This is a genomic window from Nitrospira sp. (assembly GCA_029194665.1).
Lineage (GTDB): Bacteria > Nitrospirota > Nitrospiria > Nitrospirales > Nitrospiraceae > Nitrospira_D.
Genome location: JARFXO010000001.1, coordinates 248348 through 266123 on the forward strand (window position 1 = coordinate 248348; position 17776 = coordinate 266123).

At 57.0% G+C, this 17776-nt stretch carries 14 protein-coding genes; 4 read left to right on the top strand and 10 right to left on the bottom strand.

Annotation, left to right across the window (positions count from 1 at the left end):
• Positions 1-97: 97 nt before the first annotated feature.
• From P0119_01175 to P0119_01190, 4 genes are all read right to left on the bottom strand, one after another.
• Positions 98-1417: an MFS transporter gene (locus P0119_01175; GenBank protein MDF0664662.1), complete on the bottom strand. Its 1320-nt coding sequence runs from the start codon at positions 1415-1417 to the stop codon at positions 98-100.
• Positions 1410-2504, bottom strand: coding sequence for a glycosyltransferase family 4 protein (locus tag P0119_01180; protein MDF0664663.1), 1095 nt, complete (start codon positions 2502-2504; stop codon positions 1410-1412). Before P0119_01180 ends, P0119_01175 begins: the two co-directional genes overlap by 8 nt.
• A 473-nt stretch (positions 2505-2977) precedes the next feature.
• Positions 2978-4258 carry a hypothetical protein gene (locus tag P0119_01185; protein MDF0664664.1) on the bottom strand — a complete coding sequence of 427 codons (1281 nt, stop codon included), beginning with the start codon at positions 4256-4258 and terminating at the stop codon, positions 2978-2980.
• 90 nt (positions 4259-4348) lie between these two features.
• Positions 4349-5185 carry a hypothetical protein gene (locus tag P0119_01190; protein MDF0664665.1) on the bottom strand — a complete coding sequence of 279 codons (837 nt, stop codon included), beginning with the start codon at positions 5183-5185 and terminating at the stop codon, positions 4349-4351.
• A gap of 735 nt (positions 5186-5920) precedes the next feature.
• On the opposite strand from P0119_01190, the gene aceE reads away from it, so the two are divergent.
• From aceE to lpdA, 3 genes are all read left to right on the top strand, one after another.
• Positions 5921-8605, top strand: a complete 2685-nt coding sequence (gene aceE / locus P0119_01195) for a pyruvate dehydrogenase (acetyl-transferring), homodimeric type (protein MDF0664666.1) — start codon at positions 5921-5923, stop codon at positions 8603-8605.
• Between the two features lie 102 nt (positions 8606-8707).
• Positions 8708-10063, top strand: a complete 1356-nt coding sequence (locus P0119_01200; GenBank protein MDF0664667.1) for a dihydrolipoamide acetyltransferase family protein — start codon at positions 8708-8710, stop codon at positions 10061-10063.
• An 86-nt stretch (positions 10064-10149) separates the two neighbouring features.
• Positions 10150-11562 (top strand): dihydrolipoyl dehydrogenase, encoded by a 1413-nt coding sequence (lpdA, locus tag P0119_01205; GenBank protein ID MDF0664668.1) that lies wholly within the window; start codon positions 10150-10152, stop codon positions 11560-11562.
• Here lpdA and P0119_01210 read toward each other — a convergent pair.
• The 6 genes from P0119_01210 to P0119_01235 all read right to left on the bottom strand — a co-directional run bounded on the left by P0119_01210 (position 11552) and on the right by P0119_01235 (position 17112).
• Positions 11552-14326: a cation-translocating P-type ATPase gene (locus tag P0119_01210; GenBank protein MDF0664669.1), complete on the bottom strand. Its 2775-nt coding sequence runs from the start codon at positions 14324-14326 to the stop codon at positions 11552-11554. The genes lpdA and P0119_01210 overlap by 11 nt on opposite strands.
• Positions 14327-14375: 49 nt before the next feature.
• Entirely contained in the window at positions 14376-14660 is a 285-nt protein-coding gene (locus P0119_01215) for a hypothetical protein (GenBank protein MDF0664670.1), read from the bottom strand.
• A 217-nt stretch (positions 14661-14877) separates the two neighbouring features.
• Positions 14878-15228: a hypothetical protein gene (locus tag P0119_01220; protein MDF0664671.1), complete on the bottom strand. Its 351-nt coding sequence runs from the start codon at positions 15226-15228 to the stop codon at positions 14878-14880.
• Between the two features lie 115 nt (positions 15229-15343).
• Positions 15344-15484 carry a hypothetical protein gene (locus P0119_01225; GenBank protein MDF0664672.1) on the bottom strand — a complete coding sequence of 47 codons (141 nt, stop codon included), beginning with the start codon at positions 15482-15484 and terminating at the stop codon, positions 15344-15346.
• Positions 15485-16155: 671 nt separating this feature from the next.
• Positions 16156-16344 (bottom strand): hypothetical protein, encoded by a 189-nt coding sequence (locus P0119_01230; protein MDF0664673.1) that lies wholly within the window; start codon positions 16342-16344, stop codon positions 16156-16158.
• A 495-nt stretch (positions 16345-16839) separates the two neighbouring features.
• Positions 16840-17112: a hypothetical protein gene (locus P0119_01235; protein ID MDF0664674.1), complete on the bottom strand. Its 273-nt coding sequence runs from the start codon at positions 17110-17112 to the stop codon at positions 16840-16842.
• A 196-nt stretch (positions 17113-17308) separates the two neighbouring features.
• Here P0119_01235 and P0119_01240 point away from each other — a divergent pair, with 196 nt between their 5' ends.
• The gene (locus tag P0119_01240; protein MDF0664675.1) at positions 17309-17773 is read left to right on the top strand and encodes a hypothetical protein; all 465 of its coding nucleotides are present in this window, start codon (positions 17309-17311) and stop codon (positions 17771-17773) included.
• Positions 17774-17776: the final 3 nt, after the last annotated feature.

Here is a 17776-nt window from a genome sequence, read left to right on the forward strand (position 1 = left end):
ATCCACGGATATCCACGAACCGAGATGGCCCCTTGAAATCCAAGGGGCCGCTCCCGCTTCGATGCGTCAGTGTTGCTACGAATTGGACGGTGGTAGGTCAGGAGGCAAAGGAACCGGGTGTAGAAACGACCAAGCTCCCTGTGGGCGACTTGTAAAAGCTGAACAACCATGCAGTAGCAGCCGTCATAAGAAGAATGAGGCTGATTCCACCTAGGCTCGCTGCCGGACCGATCGTATCGGCAGCCCATCCAAAACCAGCCATACCGGCCATGGATGATGCCATTCCTCCCGTGGCGAAGCTCGTGAAGACTCGGCCTAGGAGATGGGCCGGGGTCAATTCTTGGAGCATCGTCCATACCAACGGAGTAAACATGGCCGTGCTTCCTCCGATCACCGCGATCAGGGCACCGGCCACGACAGGAGCTTCGAGGAAACCGAGCGCTGCGATGGCAAGACCACCGATGGCCAATGCCCCGGACATGAACCGCAAACGCCAAGACACATCTCCCTGCGTGATCGATGTCAGGCTAAGGGAGGCAAGCAGCATCCCGACTCCGAGCGCCGACCACAGCCACCCGAGTTGGATTGGACCAACTCCAAGCACGTCTTTGGCAAAGACCGGCAGCAGAAAGATAAAGGCACTGATGCCGACGCTATAGAGGGTGGCCGTCAACATGAGGAGCAGGACGGTCTTCTGCTCGACGAAGACGAAGCGAAAACCCGCCAGCAAGTCACTTGTGATGTCTTCCGTCAATCCTTTACCCTCTGTGCGCCCGCCCTTGAGCGTTTCGTGCATCCGAATGGGGAACAAGCAGAGGGCCGAGATGAAAAACGTGACTGCGTTTACGTAGAGCACATTGTGGGCGCCGATGAGCGCGATGCCGAGGCCGCTGACGGCGGGACCCACAAGAAGCCCAACATTGGTTGTCGTCTGCATGAGCGCATTGGCGGCAATAAGCCGATCCTTTGGCACAATGAGAGGAACCGCCGAGGTCAAGGCAGGACCGAAGACCGTGGAAAAGATGGCGGTGGCAAACACGAGGAAATAGAGCCGATCGAGCGTCAAGGCTCCCATGGTATAGAGCAACGGGATCAGTAGAACCATCAAGGTCCGAAGCAGATCGACCCCGATCATCACCGGTTTTTTTCGAACGCGATCCAGATACACACCGATCAGTGGTCCAAACAGCAAGGGCGGCAGCGTTTGAAGCAGTCCAACCATCGTCATCTTGAGCGCCGACCCGGTCATCTCGTACACAAACCAGAGCAACGCTACCTTATTGAGACTGTCGCCGATCTGAGAGATCGTCTGGCCGGCGAACAAAAATCCGAAGTCCCTGCTTCTGACTAACTCCCAGCCTCGAGCACGGCTTGGAGTGGAACCGGTCTCTTTTGAATCAGCAAGTACGTCAGACATGTCTGCCTCGCCCAAAAATCTTGTGTTGCTCGGAGGCGAAGGCTTGCGTGGCTTGAACAGCCTCATCTTCGAGGAGCCGTTCATACAGCGCGACATAGTCGCGCGCCATCCGATCAGCAGTAAACCGCTCGTCAAAGGCAGCGCGGCAGAGGCGCCGATCGATGAGTGGAATCTGTCCGACTGCATCCTCCAGCTCGGCTACAGTCTCACAAATAAAGCCGGTGACACCATGATCGAGGATTTCAGGAATCGATCCACGTCGGTAGGCCAGTACCGGGGTTCCGCATGCCAGGGCTTCGATCAACACCAATCCGAAAGGCTCCGGCCAATCGTAGGGACACACCAAGGCCATCGCATTGCCGAGAAATTCATTCTTCTCGGCATCGGAGATCTCTCCGAGGAACTCAATCAAGGGGTGGTTGAGCAACGGTTCGATCTCGGCTTCGAAATAGGTTCGGTCCGCAGGATCGACCTTCGCCGCAATCCGCAGGGGAAGGCCGGTGCGTTTAGCGATTTCAATCGCTTGGTCCGGACGCTTTTCCGGGGAGATGCGACCTAGAAAGGCCAGATATCCTTGATGCTTTGGATGAAACCTGTAGAGATTGCGAGGGAGGCCATGGTGGACAGTTCCCGCCCAGTTGGCCCAAGGCAGAGGTTTACGTTGAGCGTCCGAAATGGACACCAAGGGCATTTCAGAAAATTCACGGAAGACCGGCTCCAATTCCGGAAGATCCTGACGTCCGTGCAGGGTGGTTACCACCGGGATGCTGTTTCTCCGTGCCAGCGGGAATCCGATGAAATCCAAGTGTGAATGAATAATGTCGAATCCCCTCGCCGCGCCAAGGCCTCGTTCCTGCAGCATCATCAACGGAGCGTCCCGGTTGAAGATACCGGTATTCAAGCGGAGAGCTTGTGGGCAGATTGCTTCAAGCCGCGCGGTCGTCTCTGAATCACCGCTGGCAAACAGCGTGACGTCATGCCCCAGGGCAACCAACTCCTCCGTAATGTACGAAACGATTCGTTCGGTTCCCCCGTAAAGTTTGGGCGGGACACTCTCCCACAGCGGGGCCACTTGTGCGATTCTCATTGAGCATTCCTTTCTCTTCCCTTTGCAGATCGACTGCTTGGTTCAGTCGTCGGCTTGTGATGGTTAATGCACTATGCGGACCGGTTTGAAAACAACTGTCCGCTGATCGGCTGGAAGTGAAACAATTGCTGGGGTGTTTCGACCCACGGTTATCCGATACCTAATCGTGCTCTCGCTCACAATCCTCATGCTACTCATTCACTCGCGTTCGACTCAACGGACAAAACTCCCGTGACTGGAGCAACATATGTCCACTTGAGGCTGCTTGACTGGACATTGAGCTTCATGGCCGGCACTCACTCGGATAAATGTGCGTCGCCCAGCCGACTTGACGTGACCCGATGCATTTTGCCGATAGAGATTGCGTGCTAGTCCCTTCCAGATCAGACGGCCCACCTTCCTGTTCGTCTGTTCCTGCGACGTATCGGGTGCGAACCGACGAGAATAGGAAAGGCTCTCTTCTGGGGGTACTCCTACTGGCCCATTCGCGCGGCCTTTATGATTTTGTCTTCTTTGATCTGCTCCAAGAAACGATCGGGCGGGACCGCTGGAGGAACAATCTCCACTTCCTGCCAGCCTTCGTTGAGTGCCCCCTTATGCCCCTTCATTTCATGTACCCATTGGTCGATACGCTCTTGGCTCGTCCCATCGCTGAACGTAACCCAGAAGAGAAAAGGTTGGGCTTGACCATTCTGCGACCCCTGAGCCACCTGCGACTGTTGAGCCGGTTGCATCACCGCTGCTGGCCGTGCCAGTAGCCTGTCCTCTTGCGAATCGACACCTTTCGAGGGGTTGAGACCGGCCGCAAGCAACTTATTCTTCAGGTCTTGATTGTACTGTTCCAGTCCGGCGATCTCTTTAGACATTCGATCGTTGTCCACGGTGAGGCTATGGATCGCTGTTTCGATCTGTCCATGCCTCAACGAGGCCTTGTTCGATGGTTGGTTCACCGTTCGTTCAACTTCCCGGTTAGCCACCACTGCCTGCTGCTTTTCCAGCTCTTGCCTGACGGTCTGCACACTCGTCTCGACGGATTCCTGCGTCGACGACAGTTTGGCCATGGCTTGCTGCAGTTGCGCCATGCCTTTCTGCTGTGACCCCAATGCCTCTCCGAGCTTCTCCTGCATCCGCGCAACCTCGTCCAGCTGCTGCTCGAGTTTTGCGGTTTCAACCGTCTGGGAGGCAGGGAGAGCTTCGGACTCGACAACCGGAGGCGGCATGGGATTAGGCATCATCCACGTCGTCATTCGGTCGGCGACCAATCCTACGACAGCAACTGCCAATAACGCTTGTGTGAAGGCGACCGTTCGGATCCCATGTGCGAACGCTGTATCCGGACGGCTGGCTACCAATTTGTCGGCAGCCTCAGCGAGGCCCCTCCAGGCTCGACTCCAAAAACTCGGTGCAGGCATGAACAGCGCACTGAGCGCTGCCCCTTGTGCCATATTGTGAACAGAGAGCTCGACCGTAGCAGCGGAAAGCCGGACACGATCCTTTCTAAATCCATACTCGGGGGCAGCGAGCCCTCCCAGGAGAGTTCCGTCTTCGGTGCGAAGTTGTACCGTCTCGATGTGATCGAGACACTGAACGTGCAACATCGCACCGACTCCCGTTCCTTCAAGCTCTCCGACCCGACGTTCGTTGACATAAACCTGAATGGGGTCCGATGACGCCCGCAGAGCGCGGCTGGATCGGTCCTTCAATGATTCAAGGAGTCGCGATCGATATCGTTCCAGATCCCCTACCTGACCCATATATCCTCCCTAAATCCCCCCTTAGTTTCTCTTGTTCTTACAAGCGCACGATTCACGTATCCAATACGTCCATTACGCGCTTGACCATCTTTAGGGTCGCACCTGCAATTCAAGACGCGGCTTCTCGCCGATCGCCGATCCGCTGGATCCCAACCCCCAGGCCGTTTGCATGCAATCGAGGCAAAGCGCCAGATGCCAAATCCGATAATCGCAGCCATAGCCTTCGGCAAACATCTCCCCCCATTGAGATCGCGAAAGACAAGGATAATGGTCCGGTTCACTCTTTCGGTAGTGAGCCTGAGCAACTCGGATCAGCCGCTCCGCCTCGTCGTTGAATCGTTGCGTCTGACGCTGCTGCCGGTTGCCGAGTTCTTTGAGTTCGCCTTCAGTCATGCCCATTTCGTCAATGGTGCGTTGCCAGCCGCTCTCACGCCACCGGCGAAAATTTTTATAGATGCGTTGGCTCTCCAACCCATTGAGTCCGGTCGCCGCGATCACCTCCCCCGCGCCCCATCCATAGCAGTGGCGATACAGCGCGATGAGCGCGTCGCGGCTGATGACCGCCCGCGCCGTAAGCCCATCCAGAAAACGACCCAGTGGCCTCAGTAAATCCGGATGATAGCAAAACGGATCCGGTTTACTGTGCTGTTTGGCTACCAGTGAGTCGAGCAGAAACAGCGGCCTACATGGCACCTCAGTCCGCCCACAGATCAGAAACCGTTCAAGGTATTCAGAACCCCAACGTAACGCAAACTTCTCATGCTCGATGTCATCATTCCATTGCCCGGTCTCCCGCAAGAACCGTTTCGTCGCACTCGTGGCTCGATCCAGCAGCATCGGCAGCGCTTGAGACACGACCTGATCGAATTCGTCTGAGGTCGATACCACCTCTTCGAGGCGGCTCACGGTTACCGTACGATCAGCCATACTCTGACTCTTACTGACCGTGTTTTGCCTTCTCGTCACCGGTATTCTGCCTCCGTGAACATCGAGAGCGCATTGGACAAATACTTCCTCTCACTTGCTGATTTTGTCCGTTGTGTGCCCACCACAACTTTGCCAGTGACACCCGGAAAAGGAAAGGACCATTTCCCTCCACCGACGGCTTATCCTGAGCAGAACTTCAAAGGCGGACACGACAGACTAATTAACCAGATTTTCCTGGGCAATTACCAGTGGCTTAACCGTGGTTTACATCGGATCGAGGAACACTAATTAGGATTGCGAATGCATTGGCAAAGGGATCCGTTACCGCGGACCGGTTTTGACCAAAGTCACCGCGATGGGCTTTGCATTCGCATGTTTGACGACATTGCAGAGACTTTCCTGAAATAGACGAAAACGCCATCATGCTGTCGGACGGAACTTGTGCCGGGCAACAATTCCTGGAAATTCCCCGTCCAAAAGACTCTGGATTCAAGTGCCTCCATGACACTATACTGCAATCAGAAATCCTTTCTGCGGGAACAAGATTCGCGAAGTGACCGGCTCTTTTCTTGACTGCGTTTCTGGGGCATTTCCTAGTCGTTGATCAGCTTGATAGTCACCATAATGCCACGATAACAAAATGCTTTATCGACATCTGTCCGTCGCATCAGAGAGATCCGCCTGCTTATGCTCAACGCGTGCTAACGGGCCTCGATTTCAGAGGATTGTTGGATAGTGAGCGACCACTGCACTCCGCAGCCGCAGAATGACAGCGATCCACAGGAAACCCACGAATGGCTGGACTCGCTTGAGTATGTCATCGAGACAGGCGGCGTGGAGCGGGCGGCCTATCTCTTTGAGCGACTCCGCGATCGACTTGCCCAGCGGGGAGCACGGATTTCCAACCCTTTCAATACGCCATATGTGAACACGATTCCTGTCGCCCAGGAACCGGCTTATCCCGGCAACCTTGAGCTTGAACGTCGCATCCGCAGCCTCGTTCGGTGGAACGCCCTGGCGATGGTCGTCAAAGCGAATAAAGAACATTCCGGCATCGGGGGACATATTTCGACCTATGCCTCGGCGGCCACCCTGTACGAGGTTGCCTTCAACCATTTTCTGCGCGGCAAGGATTCACCCGATCGCGGAGACCTTGTCTATTTCCAAGGCCATGCCAGCCCGGGGATCTACGCGCGTGGCTATGTCGAGGGTCGTTTTTCGGAAGACGCGCTCCATCACTTCCGGCGCGAGATCGAGGCGGACGGAAAAGGCTTGTCGTCCTACCCCCATCCCTGGCTCATGCCGGACTACTGGGAATTTCCGACGGTGTCAATGGGACTCGGCCCGATCATGTCAATCTATCAGGCGCGATTCAACCGGTACCTGCGGGATCGCAGCCTGAAGGATACGAGCCTCCAGCGCGTATGGGCCTTCGTCGGGGACGGTGAAATGGATGAGCCGGAAAGCTTCGCCGCGCTGACGCTCGCCGCTCGCGAGCAGCTGGACAATCTCACGTGGGTCGTCAATTGCAATCTTCAGCGTCTGGACGGCCCAGTCCGCGGCAACGGCAAGATCATCCAAGAACTGGAAGCGATCTTCCACGGCGCCGGCTGGAACGTCATCAAGGTGATTTGGGGCGGCGATTGGGATCCATTGCTGGCGCAGGATGATGAAGGGCTGCTTGTGAGGCGGATGGGCGAAGTCGTCGACGGCTGGTATCAAAAGTATACGGTGGAGGGTGGCGCCTTCGCCCGGAAACATTTCTTCGGCGCCGATCCCCGGCTGCTCAAGATGGTGGCATCCTATTCGGACGAGCAAATCCACAAACTGCTGCGCGGCGGACATGATCCTCGAAAAGTGTACGCGGCTTACAAAGCCGCCGTGGAGCACCGAGGCCGACCGACCGTGATTCTCGCCAAGACGATCAAAGGGTATGGCTTGGGAGAGACAGGGGAAGGGCGCAACGTCACCCATCAGCAAAAAAAGATGAATGAGCAGGAGTTGCGCGAGTTCCGTACCCGATTCAGTGTGCCCCTGTCGGATGAACAAGTCGCTTCGACGCCGTTTTTTCGGCCGCCGGTCGGCAGTCCCGAAGCGACCTATCTCGCCGAGCGGGTAAAGGCCATGGGTGGTTCGCTACCGAAGCGCCAGGTGAAAATTGAACCGTTGCAGACACCGGGCCTCGATCGGTTCAAGGAGTTCCTCGAAGGGTCGAATGATCGGGCGTTCTCCACGACGATGGGCTTTGCCCGCATGCTGGGTCGCCTGTTGGGCCACAAGCCATTCGGGAAAAATCTCGTGCCCATCATTCCAGACGAGGCACGCACGTTCGGTCTCGAGGCGCTCTTCCGCCAATACGGCATCTATTCGCATGTCGGCCAGCTGTATGAACCGGCGGACAAGAGTTCGCTGCTCCATTACTTCGAAGCGACGAACGGTCAGATTCTCGAAGAAGGCATCACCGAAGCCGGTGCCATGTCATCCTTCATCGCTGCCGGCACGGCCTATGCGACGCATGGGATCAACACGATCCCTTTGTTCATCTATTACTCGATGTTCGGGTTCCAACGAGTCGGAGACTTGATGTGGGCCGCTTCAGACATGCGCGCTCGTGGCTTTCTGCTGGGGGCCACAGCGGGACGTACGACCTTGGAGGGCGAAGGCCTGCAACATCAAGATGGACATAGCCATCTGTTGGCCGGTGTGTATCCGACCATCGCCGTCTACGATCCAGCTTTCATGTTCGAGCTTGCCGTCATCCTGCAGGATGGGCTCAGGCGCATGTACCAGAGTCAGGAAGAGGGGCTGTATTACATCGCGCTCTACAACGAACCCTATCCGATGCCAGCCATGCCGCCTGACGCAGAAGAGGGCATACTGGAAGGCATGTACCGCTTCCGACCGGCGCCCGAGGGGGCCAGGCATCGAGCACAGATATTGGCGAGTGGTCCGCTCGTCAACGAAGCGATCAAAGCACAAGTGTTGCTGCTGGAACGCTACGGTGTCGCGGCAGACGTATGGAGCGTCACCAGCTACAAGGCGTTGCGGATGCGGGCGCTCGAGGCCGAGCGGTGGAACATGTTGCATCCCGAAGAGCCGCAACGAAAGAGCTATCTTCAGCAGACTGTCGAAACGTTCCATGGTCCCTGCGTGGCAGTGAGCGACTATGTGCGTTTGGTCAGCGAGCAGATCGCTCCATGGATACCGGGCGGCCTGCTTGCGCTCGGTACCGACGGATTTGGCCGGAGTGATACCCGCAAGACCTTGCGTCGGTTCTTCGAGATTGATGCCGAACACTTAGTCGTGGCGACACTCTACGCTCTCCATCGTCGAGATCGATCCATCGAGGCGAAGACCGTCAACCAAGCCGCAAAAGACCTGGGCATCCGATCGGATGACAGAGCGCCCTGGCAACATTGAGGTAGTGCTGAGTGTTGAGTCCTGAGGACCGGGTGCGGAGGATGTAGGGCTGAGGACTGGCATGAGCGCCTACTGTCCGAACAGTCAGCCGATAAAGGAGCCATGAAAGTCGAGTTGCCATTTCTCGCGGAAGGGATCGAGGGCGGCGATGTGGTCCTGGTTCTGGTCCAGGAAGGCGACCAGGTCAGCGAAGGCCAATCGTTGGTCGAATTGGAAACCGACAAGGCCACGGTCCCGGTGCCGTCGTCGGCAGCTGGAAAGGTCGTCCGTCTGCTTGTGCGGGAGGGAGATCACGTCAAGGTTGGGCAAGCGCTCGTCGAGTTGGAGGGCGCACATGGCGCGGAACAGTCGGCCCAGTCGCCGGCGTCCGAGAAGCCTGCGATTGCTCCGGCTTCGCAACCTCCGCCGCCCGTCGAATCGGCTCATGGGGAGGCCGTGGAACCGGGTGAATCGCCGTCGGCCGCATCATCCGCAACAGCTCAGCCTGAAACAGAGCAACCGTCTCTCACACGGCCTGAGGACAAGACTGCTGCGGCACCCTCATCGTCGATCGGCCCCACCATCCCTGCGCCTCCGTCGGTGCGGCGGCTCGCCCGCGAATTGGCCGTAGATCTGACACAGGTGAAGGGTACGGAAGCCGGAGGCCGGATCACCGCCGAGGATGTGAAAGCGTTTGTTCGTGAACGAACCAGACGTACCGACGTTGCCTCTGTCGCAGGGGCCTCTAAATCGGGCGGCGTCTTCACCACGACGTACGGCAACGAGCGTCGCGAGCCTCTCCCGTCACTGCGACGGAAGATTGCGGCGAACATGACGCAGTCTTGGACGACCATTCCTCACGTCCATCAGTTCCAGGAGGCCGACATCACTGAGTTGATGGAGCTGCAGAAACGGTACGCGCTCGAATTCAAGAAGAAAGGCGCGACGCTGACGCTCACCAGTCTCATCCTCAAAGCCGTCGTCCACGCGCTGAAGCGATATCCTCTGTTGAACGCCACCCTCGATCTCACCAGCGGCGAAGTGATCTACAAGGATTATTACAATATCGGCGTCGCCGTGGATACGCCGGCAGGATTGATCGTGCCGGTCGTCCACGACGTCGATCGTAAAGACTTGTTTCAAATTTCTTTGGAGCTCGCCGATCTGGCTGAGCGCACGCGGGCACGTGGGGTCAAGCTGGAAGAGTTGCGCGGCGCCACCTTTACCGTGAGCAATATGGGTGGGCTCGGCGCCGGTCCGTTCACCCCAATCATCAACACACCACAAGTAGGTATCTTGGGCATCGGGAAGGCCAGGATGACGCCGGTGTATCGTGACGGGCAATTCGTGCCTCGCCGTGTGCTGCAACTTTGCGTGGCCTACGATCATCGGCTGGTGGATGGAGCGGTCGGGGCTCGATTTACCATCGAGATCGTCAAGGTGCTGGAAGACTTCCAGGGGATGTTTCTGGGACTGTGAAGAACAGTTTCCAGTTTCGAGTTATGAGTTTCGAGAAGTGCGAAATTCGAAACTCGACACCCGAAACTTAGCGATGCGAGGATTCCATGGCTGGATCGCAGTACGATGTGGCGGTGATCGGCGCAGGCCCCGGCGGCTACACCGCGGCCTTCCACGCGGCTGATATCGGCCTCCGCACCGCATTGATCGATCAAGAACCGCAACTTGGAGGCGTCTGCTTACTACGGGGCTGTATCCCCTCGAAAGCCTTGCTGCATGCAGCCAAGCTGGTGACCGACGCAGCAGACGGGGAAGCATGGGGAATTCGTTTCGAGAAACCTCGGATAGAGCTTGCGACCCTCCGTGATCGGACAAGGAGCGTCATCGGTAAACTGACCAAGGGTGTGCGGACGTTGGCAAACAGTCGTAAAGTGGATGTGTTTCAAGCACGAGCGACATTCACGAATCCGACGACACTGACGTTGTCCGGATCTGACGGGACGCGAACGCTCTCCTGTTCCCACACGATCCTCGCCACCGGCTCACGTCCTGTCGTTCCAAATTCTCTCAAGCTCGATGATCCGCGAGTGATGGATTCCACGAGCGCGCTCGATTTGCCCGATGTTCCAGGGCGATTGCTCGTCGTGGGCGGTGGATACATCGGACTGGAATTGGGGACCGTGTACGAAGCCCTTGGATCAGAAGTGACGGTCGTTGAGATGCTGCCGCGCCTGCTCACCGGCGCCGATCCGGACCTCGTGAGGCCTCTGCAGCAACGACTGCAACGGCGATTCAAGGCCATCAAGCTGGACACGAAGGTGGCCTCACTAGAGGTTCGTGAGGACGGTATCGCTGCGACCCTGGAGGGCCCTGAGGGAACCAACCTAGAGGTCTTCGATCGCGTCCTCGTTGCCGTGGGGCGCAAGGCGAACACGGAGCAGCTCGGACTCGAACATACCAAAGTCGCCGTCTCTGAAAAAGGCTTCGTACAGGTCGATCGACAGCTTCGCACGGCCGAGCCAACCGTCTTTGCAATCGGCGACGTGATCGGGGAACCGATGCTGGCGCACAAGGCTACCCATGAAGGGCTGGTCGCGGCCAGGGTGATTGCAGGAAAAGAGGCGACGTTCGACCCTGCCGCTATTCCGGCGGTCGTCTTCACCGATCCCGAAATCGCCTGGTGCGGCCTGACCGAAGAAGCCGCCAAGGCAGCGGGACAAGCAGTAAAAGTGACGCGCTTTCCCTGGGCGGCTTCAGGTCGAGCTACCACCGTGGGTCGCAACGATGGCCTGACCAAATTGGTCTGCGATCCCGAGTCCGGAAGAATCCTCGGGGTAGGGCTCTGCGGAGTCGGTGCGGGAGAGCTGATCGCCGAAGGCGTTCTGGCAGTGGAAATGGGAGCCGTCGCCGAAGACCTGGCTGCCTCAATCCACCCACATCCTACGCTGAGCGAGACCGTCATGGAGGCAGCGGAGCTCTTCCATGGACGAACCACGCACTTTTATCCATCTAAACGGTGATTGCCCGCCAACTTCGGACCCATTTGATCGTCTCCATGATGACCAATGGGATCAGCGTCATAGCCACCAGCAGTTCCCAGTCCTCCATCGGCAAAGGCGCGACCTTGAAGATAGGCTGCAGAAACGGGGTCGTGAGAATGGCAATTTGCAGGGCAAGAGAAACGAGCACAGCCCAAATAAGCGCACGATTCGTCATTACTCCCACTTGAACCAGCGACCAACGATCACTCCGGCAATTAAAGGCGTGCACCAACTGAGCGGCAACCATCACAGCGAACGCCACCGTCCGCGCCTGTTCGATCGACTGTTGCCAGACAAACAGGCTGTACGAAAACGCGCCCAGGGCGATAACCGCCAACATCAAGCCTTCACCCGCGATGGTCCAAAGCCTTCCACCGTCCAGCAAGCGTGCCTGAGTCTGTCGCGGCGGCTGCTGCATCAGATCCGGCGCTTTCGGGTCGACTGCCAGTGCGAGGGCAGGAAATCCGTCCGTCACAAGGTTCATCCACAAAATCTGTATCGGCAGGAGCGGAAGCGGCAAGCCGAACAGAGTTGCGAACAGCATGACGAGCACCTCGCTCACATTGCACGACAGCAGAAAATGCACCGTCTTTCTGATGTTGTCGAAGATGCCCCTGCCCTCCTCGACAGCGGCGGCGATCGAAGCAAAGTTATCGTCTGTCACCACCATATCCGAAGCTTCTTTTGTCACGTCGGTGCCGGCTATCCCCATGGCCACACCGATGTCTGCCGCCTTGATCGCCGGCGCGTCGTTGACCCCGTCACCGGTCATGGCGACAACGGCCCCATTTCGCTTCCAGGCCTGAACGATCCGGAGCTTGTGCTCGGCCGATACACGGGCATACACGCTGATTCGCTCTACACGTTGCCTCAATTGCTCGTCGGTTAAGCCGTCCAGCTCTAACCCGGACAGCGCCACCGCGTCATAGGAATGCAGGCCTAATTCACGAGCAATTGCGATCGCTGTCTCCTTGTGATCACCAGTGATCATGACCGTACGGATGCCCGCATCCCGGCAGAGCCGTACCGCATCTGCCGCTTCGGGCCGCAAGGGATCCTTCATCGCGATGAGACCGAGAAAGATCAAATCGCGCTCAATCTCTTCGTCCGAACTCGGCGGTCGGCCAAGGGGCCTATACGCGACACCCAGTACGCGAAGGGCTTGTTGTGCCAACGAAGCATTGGCCTCATCGATCAAATGCCGATGCTGTTCATCCAGGGCTTCGGTCCAGCCATCCAGCGTGACACGTGCGATGCAACGTTTCAGCAAGACATCGGGCGCTCCTTTGGAGTAGGCTGTGCGGACCTGCTCTGTTCGACGGATGATGGTCATCATTTTCCGCTCGGCATCGAACGGCACTTCTCTGTCCAGAGGCGCTCGCAGCTCCAACTCAGCCTTCCTGAGACCGGCCTTCGCCGCCACCATGAGCAGCGCGCCTTCCGTCGGATCGCCGATGATCCGCCAAGCCCCTTTCTCCTGGTGCAATCTCGCGCCGTTGCACAACACCGCGGCGGTAAGCAGCTGCTGCAGGCCCGGAAACAGTGCCGAGTGCTGAGTCATGAGTGATAAGTCATCAGAGTGATGGTCGAATCCCTGGCTTGGAAACTCAGCACTCAGAACGTTTGAGCCACCAGGGATTTTCCGAATCTCCCCCTTAGGCTCATATCCCTCGCCGGTCACTTCGAAGTGGTCGTTGTCGATAAACAACCTCGTCACCGTCATCTCGTTCTTCGTCAAGGTGCCGGTCTTGTCAGTACAGATCACAGTGGCAGAACCCAGCGTTTCGACGGCGGGGAGTTTGCGAATCAATGCATGTCGCTTGGCCATCCTGGTGACGCCCAAGGCCAGTGTAATCGTGACGACAGCCGGAAGGCTCTCTGGCACAGCTGCCACAGCGAGGCTCACCGATATCAGAAACATCTCAACCAGTGGTTCGCCTCGGAGATAGCCGAGAGCGAACACAACTGTGACCACCCCGAGCGCCAGCCACAGGAGTGTATAGCCGAATTGTTCCAACCGTCGTTGCAGCGGTGTTTCGTCACGCTCCGCCTCAGCGGCCTTCTGGATCATGGCGGCGATTCGGCCCAACTCCGTGGCAAGGCCTGTCGCCACGACAATTCCACGCGCCTTGCCGGAGACGACAACGGTGCCCATGAAGACCATGTTGCGTTGATCGGCGAGTGGTACCTGGGTGGTATCGAGCAGCTCCGCCCGCTTTTGTACTGGTGTCGATTCGCCGGTGAGTGAGGCTTCTTGAGCTTGGAAATTGGCTGTGTAAAGCAAGCGTGCATCGGCTGGAATCCGGTCGCCCGCTTCGAGGGTGATCAGGTCTCCTCTGACCAGTTCTCGTGCCGGTATCGACTGGAGCGTGCCCTCGCGAAGGACGTGTGCCCTCGCGACCGACATCTTGCGCAGAGCCGCGAGCGATTGCTCGGCGCGAAATTCCTGCACAAACCCCAACAGGCCATTGAGAAATACGATGGCTAGAATCGCCGCCGCATCGATCCAGTCTTCCAACAAACCAGACACAATGGCTGCCCCGATCAGCACCCAAACGATCAGACTTGAGAATTGTGCGAGAAAGAGTCTTAGCAGCGAGGGAGGAGGGGCTTCAGGTAATTCGTTGGGTCCTTCATCTGCTCGGCGTCTAGCCACTTCAGGCTCCGTCAAGCCATGGTCAGGGCTGGACTCGAGGTCATGCGCCACGGTCTCCGACGGGAGCCTGTACCAGTCTCTTCTCATTTATCTTTTATCAACCAGATGGGCTTGGGTGAATGTCAGGATTCCATCCTCAAGGAATGGACGGCTCCTGTTCGCGATGAAGCTTGGCGAGAGCCTCCGCCTCGTCGGAGGCTTTCGTGTAATAGTCCATAAAAGGGCGGCAATGAAAGATCAAATCGCTTTTGGACTCTCTCGGCGCAGGCCGATATGAAGGCTTTGCGTAGAGTTCAGCCATCTGGCGGATTTCCTCTGCCTTATTGCGCAGGCGCAGGGCCCCGTGCTCGTACCACGTCGCCAGTCCACTGTGATCGTTGCGTTCAATGAGTTCGCGTGGTGAACCCGTCGAACAGGCCATGACCGTCATGAGGAACAACAGGACGAACCATGTCGGTAGCCAGGGGATCTTCGTAGATGCCTCCCTCCTCTGAGGAAAGGGTCTTCTGCCTAATCGACAATCCCAGCTCCAGAGCACCGCCGAGGCATCCCTTTGTATCAGTTGTGGCTATAGGTGGCCTCGGCATAGCCTATTTTGCTCTGCTCACAGGGACAGCCGTTTGTTCCCGACGTGCTGTCTATGGGCCTTGGCCACGACGTGTCAGGTTCTCATGTGTGCTCGCCAGGGCTGCTGCCTCGTCGGCCATTTTCCGGTAGTTTTGAGCAACCTCCCGGCAATGTGCTGCTTGTTCGGCTATGTGGGTCGAATTATAGATCTCCGGGTGATGCTCATAGGCCTCGGCCTGATTGTCCCAGAACTGCGCTTTCTCCCTGAACTCCTGAGCCTGATCGGCGTAGTCCTTGGCAAGTTTCTGATGATCGCCCTTGTGAATCCCTTCGGTAGGACCCATCGTTGTGCAGCCCTGCATCACAAGGACTACTGAGAACATGATGAAAACAGCAGCCAACCTCAGACCCTGCGTCATCATAATAAATCCTCCTTTGAGTAGCCGTGACTCATTTTACTACCTATAGTGGCATGTCTGCAACTGTTGTACCTAAGTACCAACGATGATGGCCTTCGGCCGATTTCGGTCGCATTCATTAAATCCTGACCGCACAGACAGCCAGTGTGTTCTCGCTGGATCGTCGGGCATTGTGTCGCCCCTTTTGACGGATTGCCTGTTGCTTCGCTAGTTCCAACAATCCCAACTTCATCCTGATGAGCTTCCGCTCAGCCGTCATGACTGTCGTCCATGTGGACAAATGGATGGTCTATCTGTCAGATGAAATTTCTGCTCACATCATCCACTGTCTGGTCGGATTCTGACCGACGCTCTCGCAGCCTCTTGAAGCATGGTGGCAAGAAAGGGCAGAGGACCGATCCGGCAGTTGCGTAATGCCACAATAGAAGATTGTGGCATTACGCGATGACACGATTGCGTAGAACCTATGATACCCTAAATAAGGGGCTGATTCACTGCTCTGTACAACGATGCGCCGAGAATATCATGGGTTCAATGCTCCTCCTGTTTTATGCACAGTTTTCCTCATATATCCGCGTGTGCTCTCGCTCCACCACCGCCACATGACATGGGTAGACGGAATTAGGAACAACGTCAGCATCATGGCGGAGAATACGCCGCCGACCTGTGGCGCGGCGATCCGCTTAATCACATCCGCGCCCCTTGACGAATCGCAGTGTCGCGAGTTAGGGCAGCGGTACTTGGGCGTCGGTCGGTGTCACGTTGCGCCACCTTTCCCTTCAATCAGAGCATTCCTGGAAACGGAATCTCCTGTCAGACCCCATACATGGCTCCCTGGAACGGTTCCGCCACAGGCATTTTTTGATGGCCGAGCTGAAGGGTAGGATCCGGGAGTGTCTGAACCTGCGGCACCAAGGCCTGAGCCATTTCTCATCGTTGGCAGGCTGCCTTTACCTCAGGATTAGCGGCATCCAGTTCTCGAATGAGACCGGAAAGTTCCAAGCTGGGTTCAGCAGCCTCGTCGGTCGCGCAGACCGGCAAGGGCAGAAGCAGCGTCAGCGCAGTGAGCCACGCAGCCCGCCATCGCGAGAATAAAAGAAAGATGCAAGTTTGTTTCATGATCCACCTCCGACGGTAATTAGCTTCACCGCGCGCTCTGCCTCCGCAGCCAAGCAGCGGTCGACAAAATCGGAGGTATAGGATCAGATTCGGAGCACTGAGGAAGAGCTTACGGAGATGGGAACAAAAGAATACGCACTATTTCGAGACCATGTTCTCTCAACGGAGATCTCGGCAGGAACTTCGTGAGGACTGACCTGAGACAACACAGGATCAAGACTCACAACCGTATTGTTCTTTATTTGCTGTCCAGGAGACGCGGCGAGCGACGCCGGACACATGATGGTCCCGTCCATCGGACAGGCCATACTCTATTCCGTAAGGATAGCTGTTTCTTCTGCTTCAGAGAGATCGGGCAAGACACACATCGTCCCGCTCACCTGACAGAGGACGAAAGAAATTACCAGTGTAATGAATTGCAGAGGAACTCGACTAAATATGGGTTGAACCTACCTTGACAGCCGCTCGCAACCGAAGCAAGCTTGTCGAGCCTGATCATTGATCTCGAAAAAGGAAGAAGTATCCGATTGCGACCGCGATCGCTTGGAACAGGATCAGCCAGCGCATGAGACCCCATGGCGTCCTCGCGCGGCTTTCCTCCAGCCTCATTTTCGCTTGCAGAGAAGGTTGGGAGAGGATAAACGAGGCAACTACCTCCCTCGCCTCCTCACGGCTCATGTTTCGTTCCAGCTGAACCAGTTCGATTGCTTTGGTGCGGTCGCCTTGCGACAGCGCCTCCAGGGCTTTGATGGGAAGATCGTATTCCACTCGTGATTCCTCCGTCATGGTGACCGGGTGAGTCTACCAGAAAAGAACGCTGCTCGTCTCCCAGATTTCCGCAGTGACTTGAAGCACATCGCGCCGCCCTCTCGATTATCCCACCGTCGGTTCCGATATAATGAGCCTGTGCCACACCAAGTTCGCACGCCTCACCCTCCATGATATATCGAAGAGGAGGCCTATCATGAATGGACTTTCAGAGGTCCGCCTGAAAGTCCATCGCGCCTACGCCGACCGCGGCTCCTGTCATGGCATGCAGGTCCTGCAAGCGGCAGCCCTCTACTTTCTCTTGGTGTTCGGTGCGGGGTTCGTCCTGGGAATCGGGCGAGTCCTCATGGTTGTTCCGCTGCTCGGTGAGAACACCGCAGAACTCTTGGAAATGCCTCTGATGCTCATCATCGTCGCTGCGGCCCGATGGATCGTATGCCAAAGATTAGACGATGGCGGCCGGTCTTCGGCGCTCGCCGTGGGCCTCATCGCTGTCGGAATGGTTTTGGTCGCCGACCTGTCCGTCGGAATGTGGCTCCGAGGGATGTCGGCAACAGAAGTTCTTTTCGATCGCGATCCAGTCTCGGGCGCTGCCTACTATGCGAGTCTATTGTTCTTCGCCGTCATGCCGGCCGTTATCCATCGCCTTCGGCAGATCTAGACT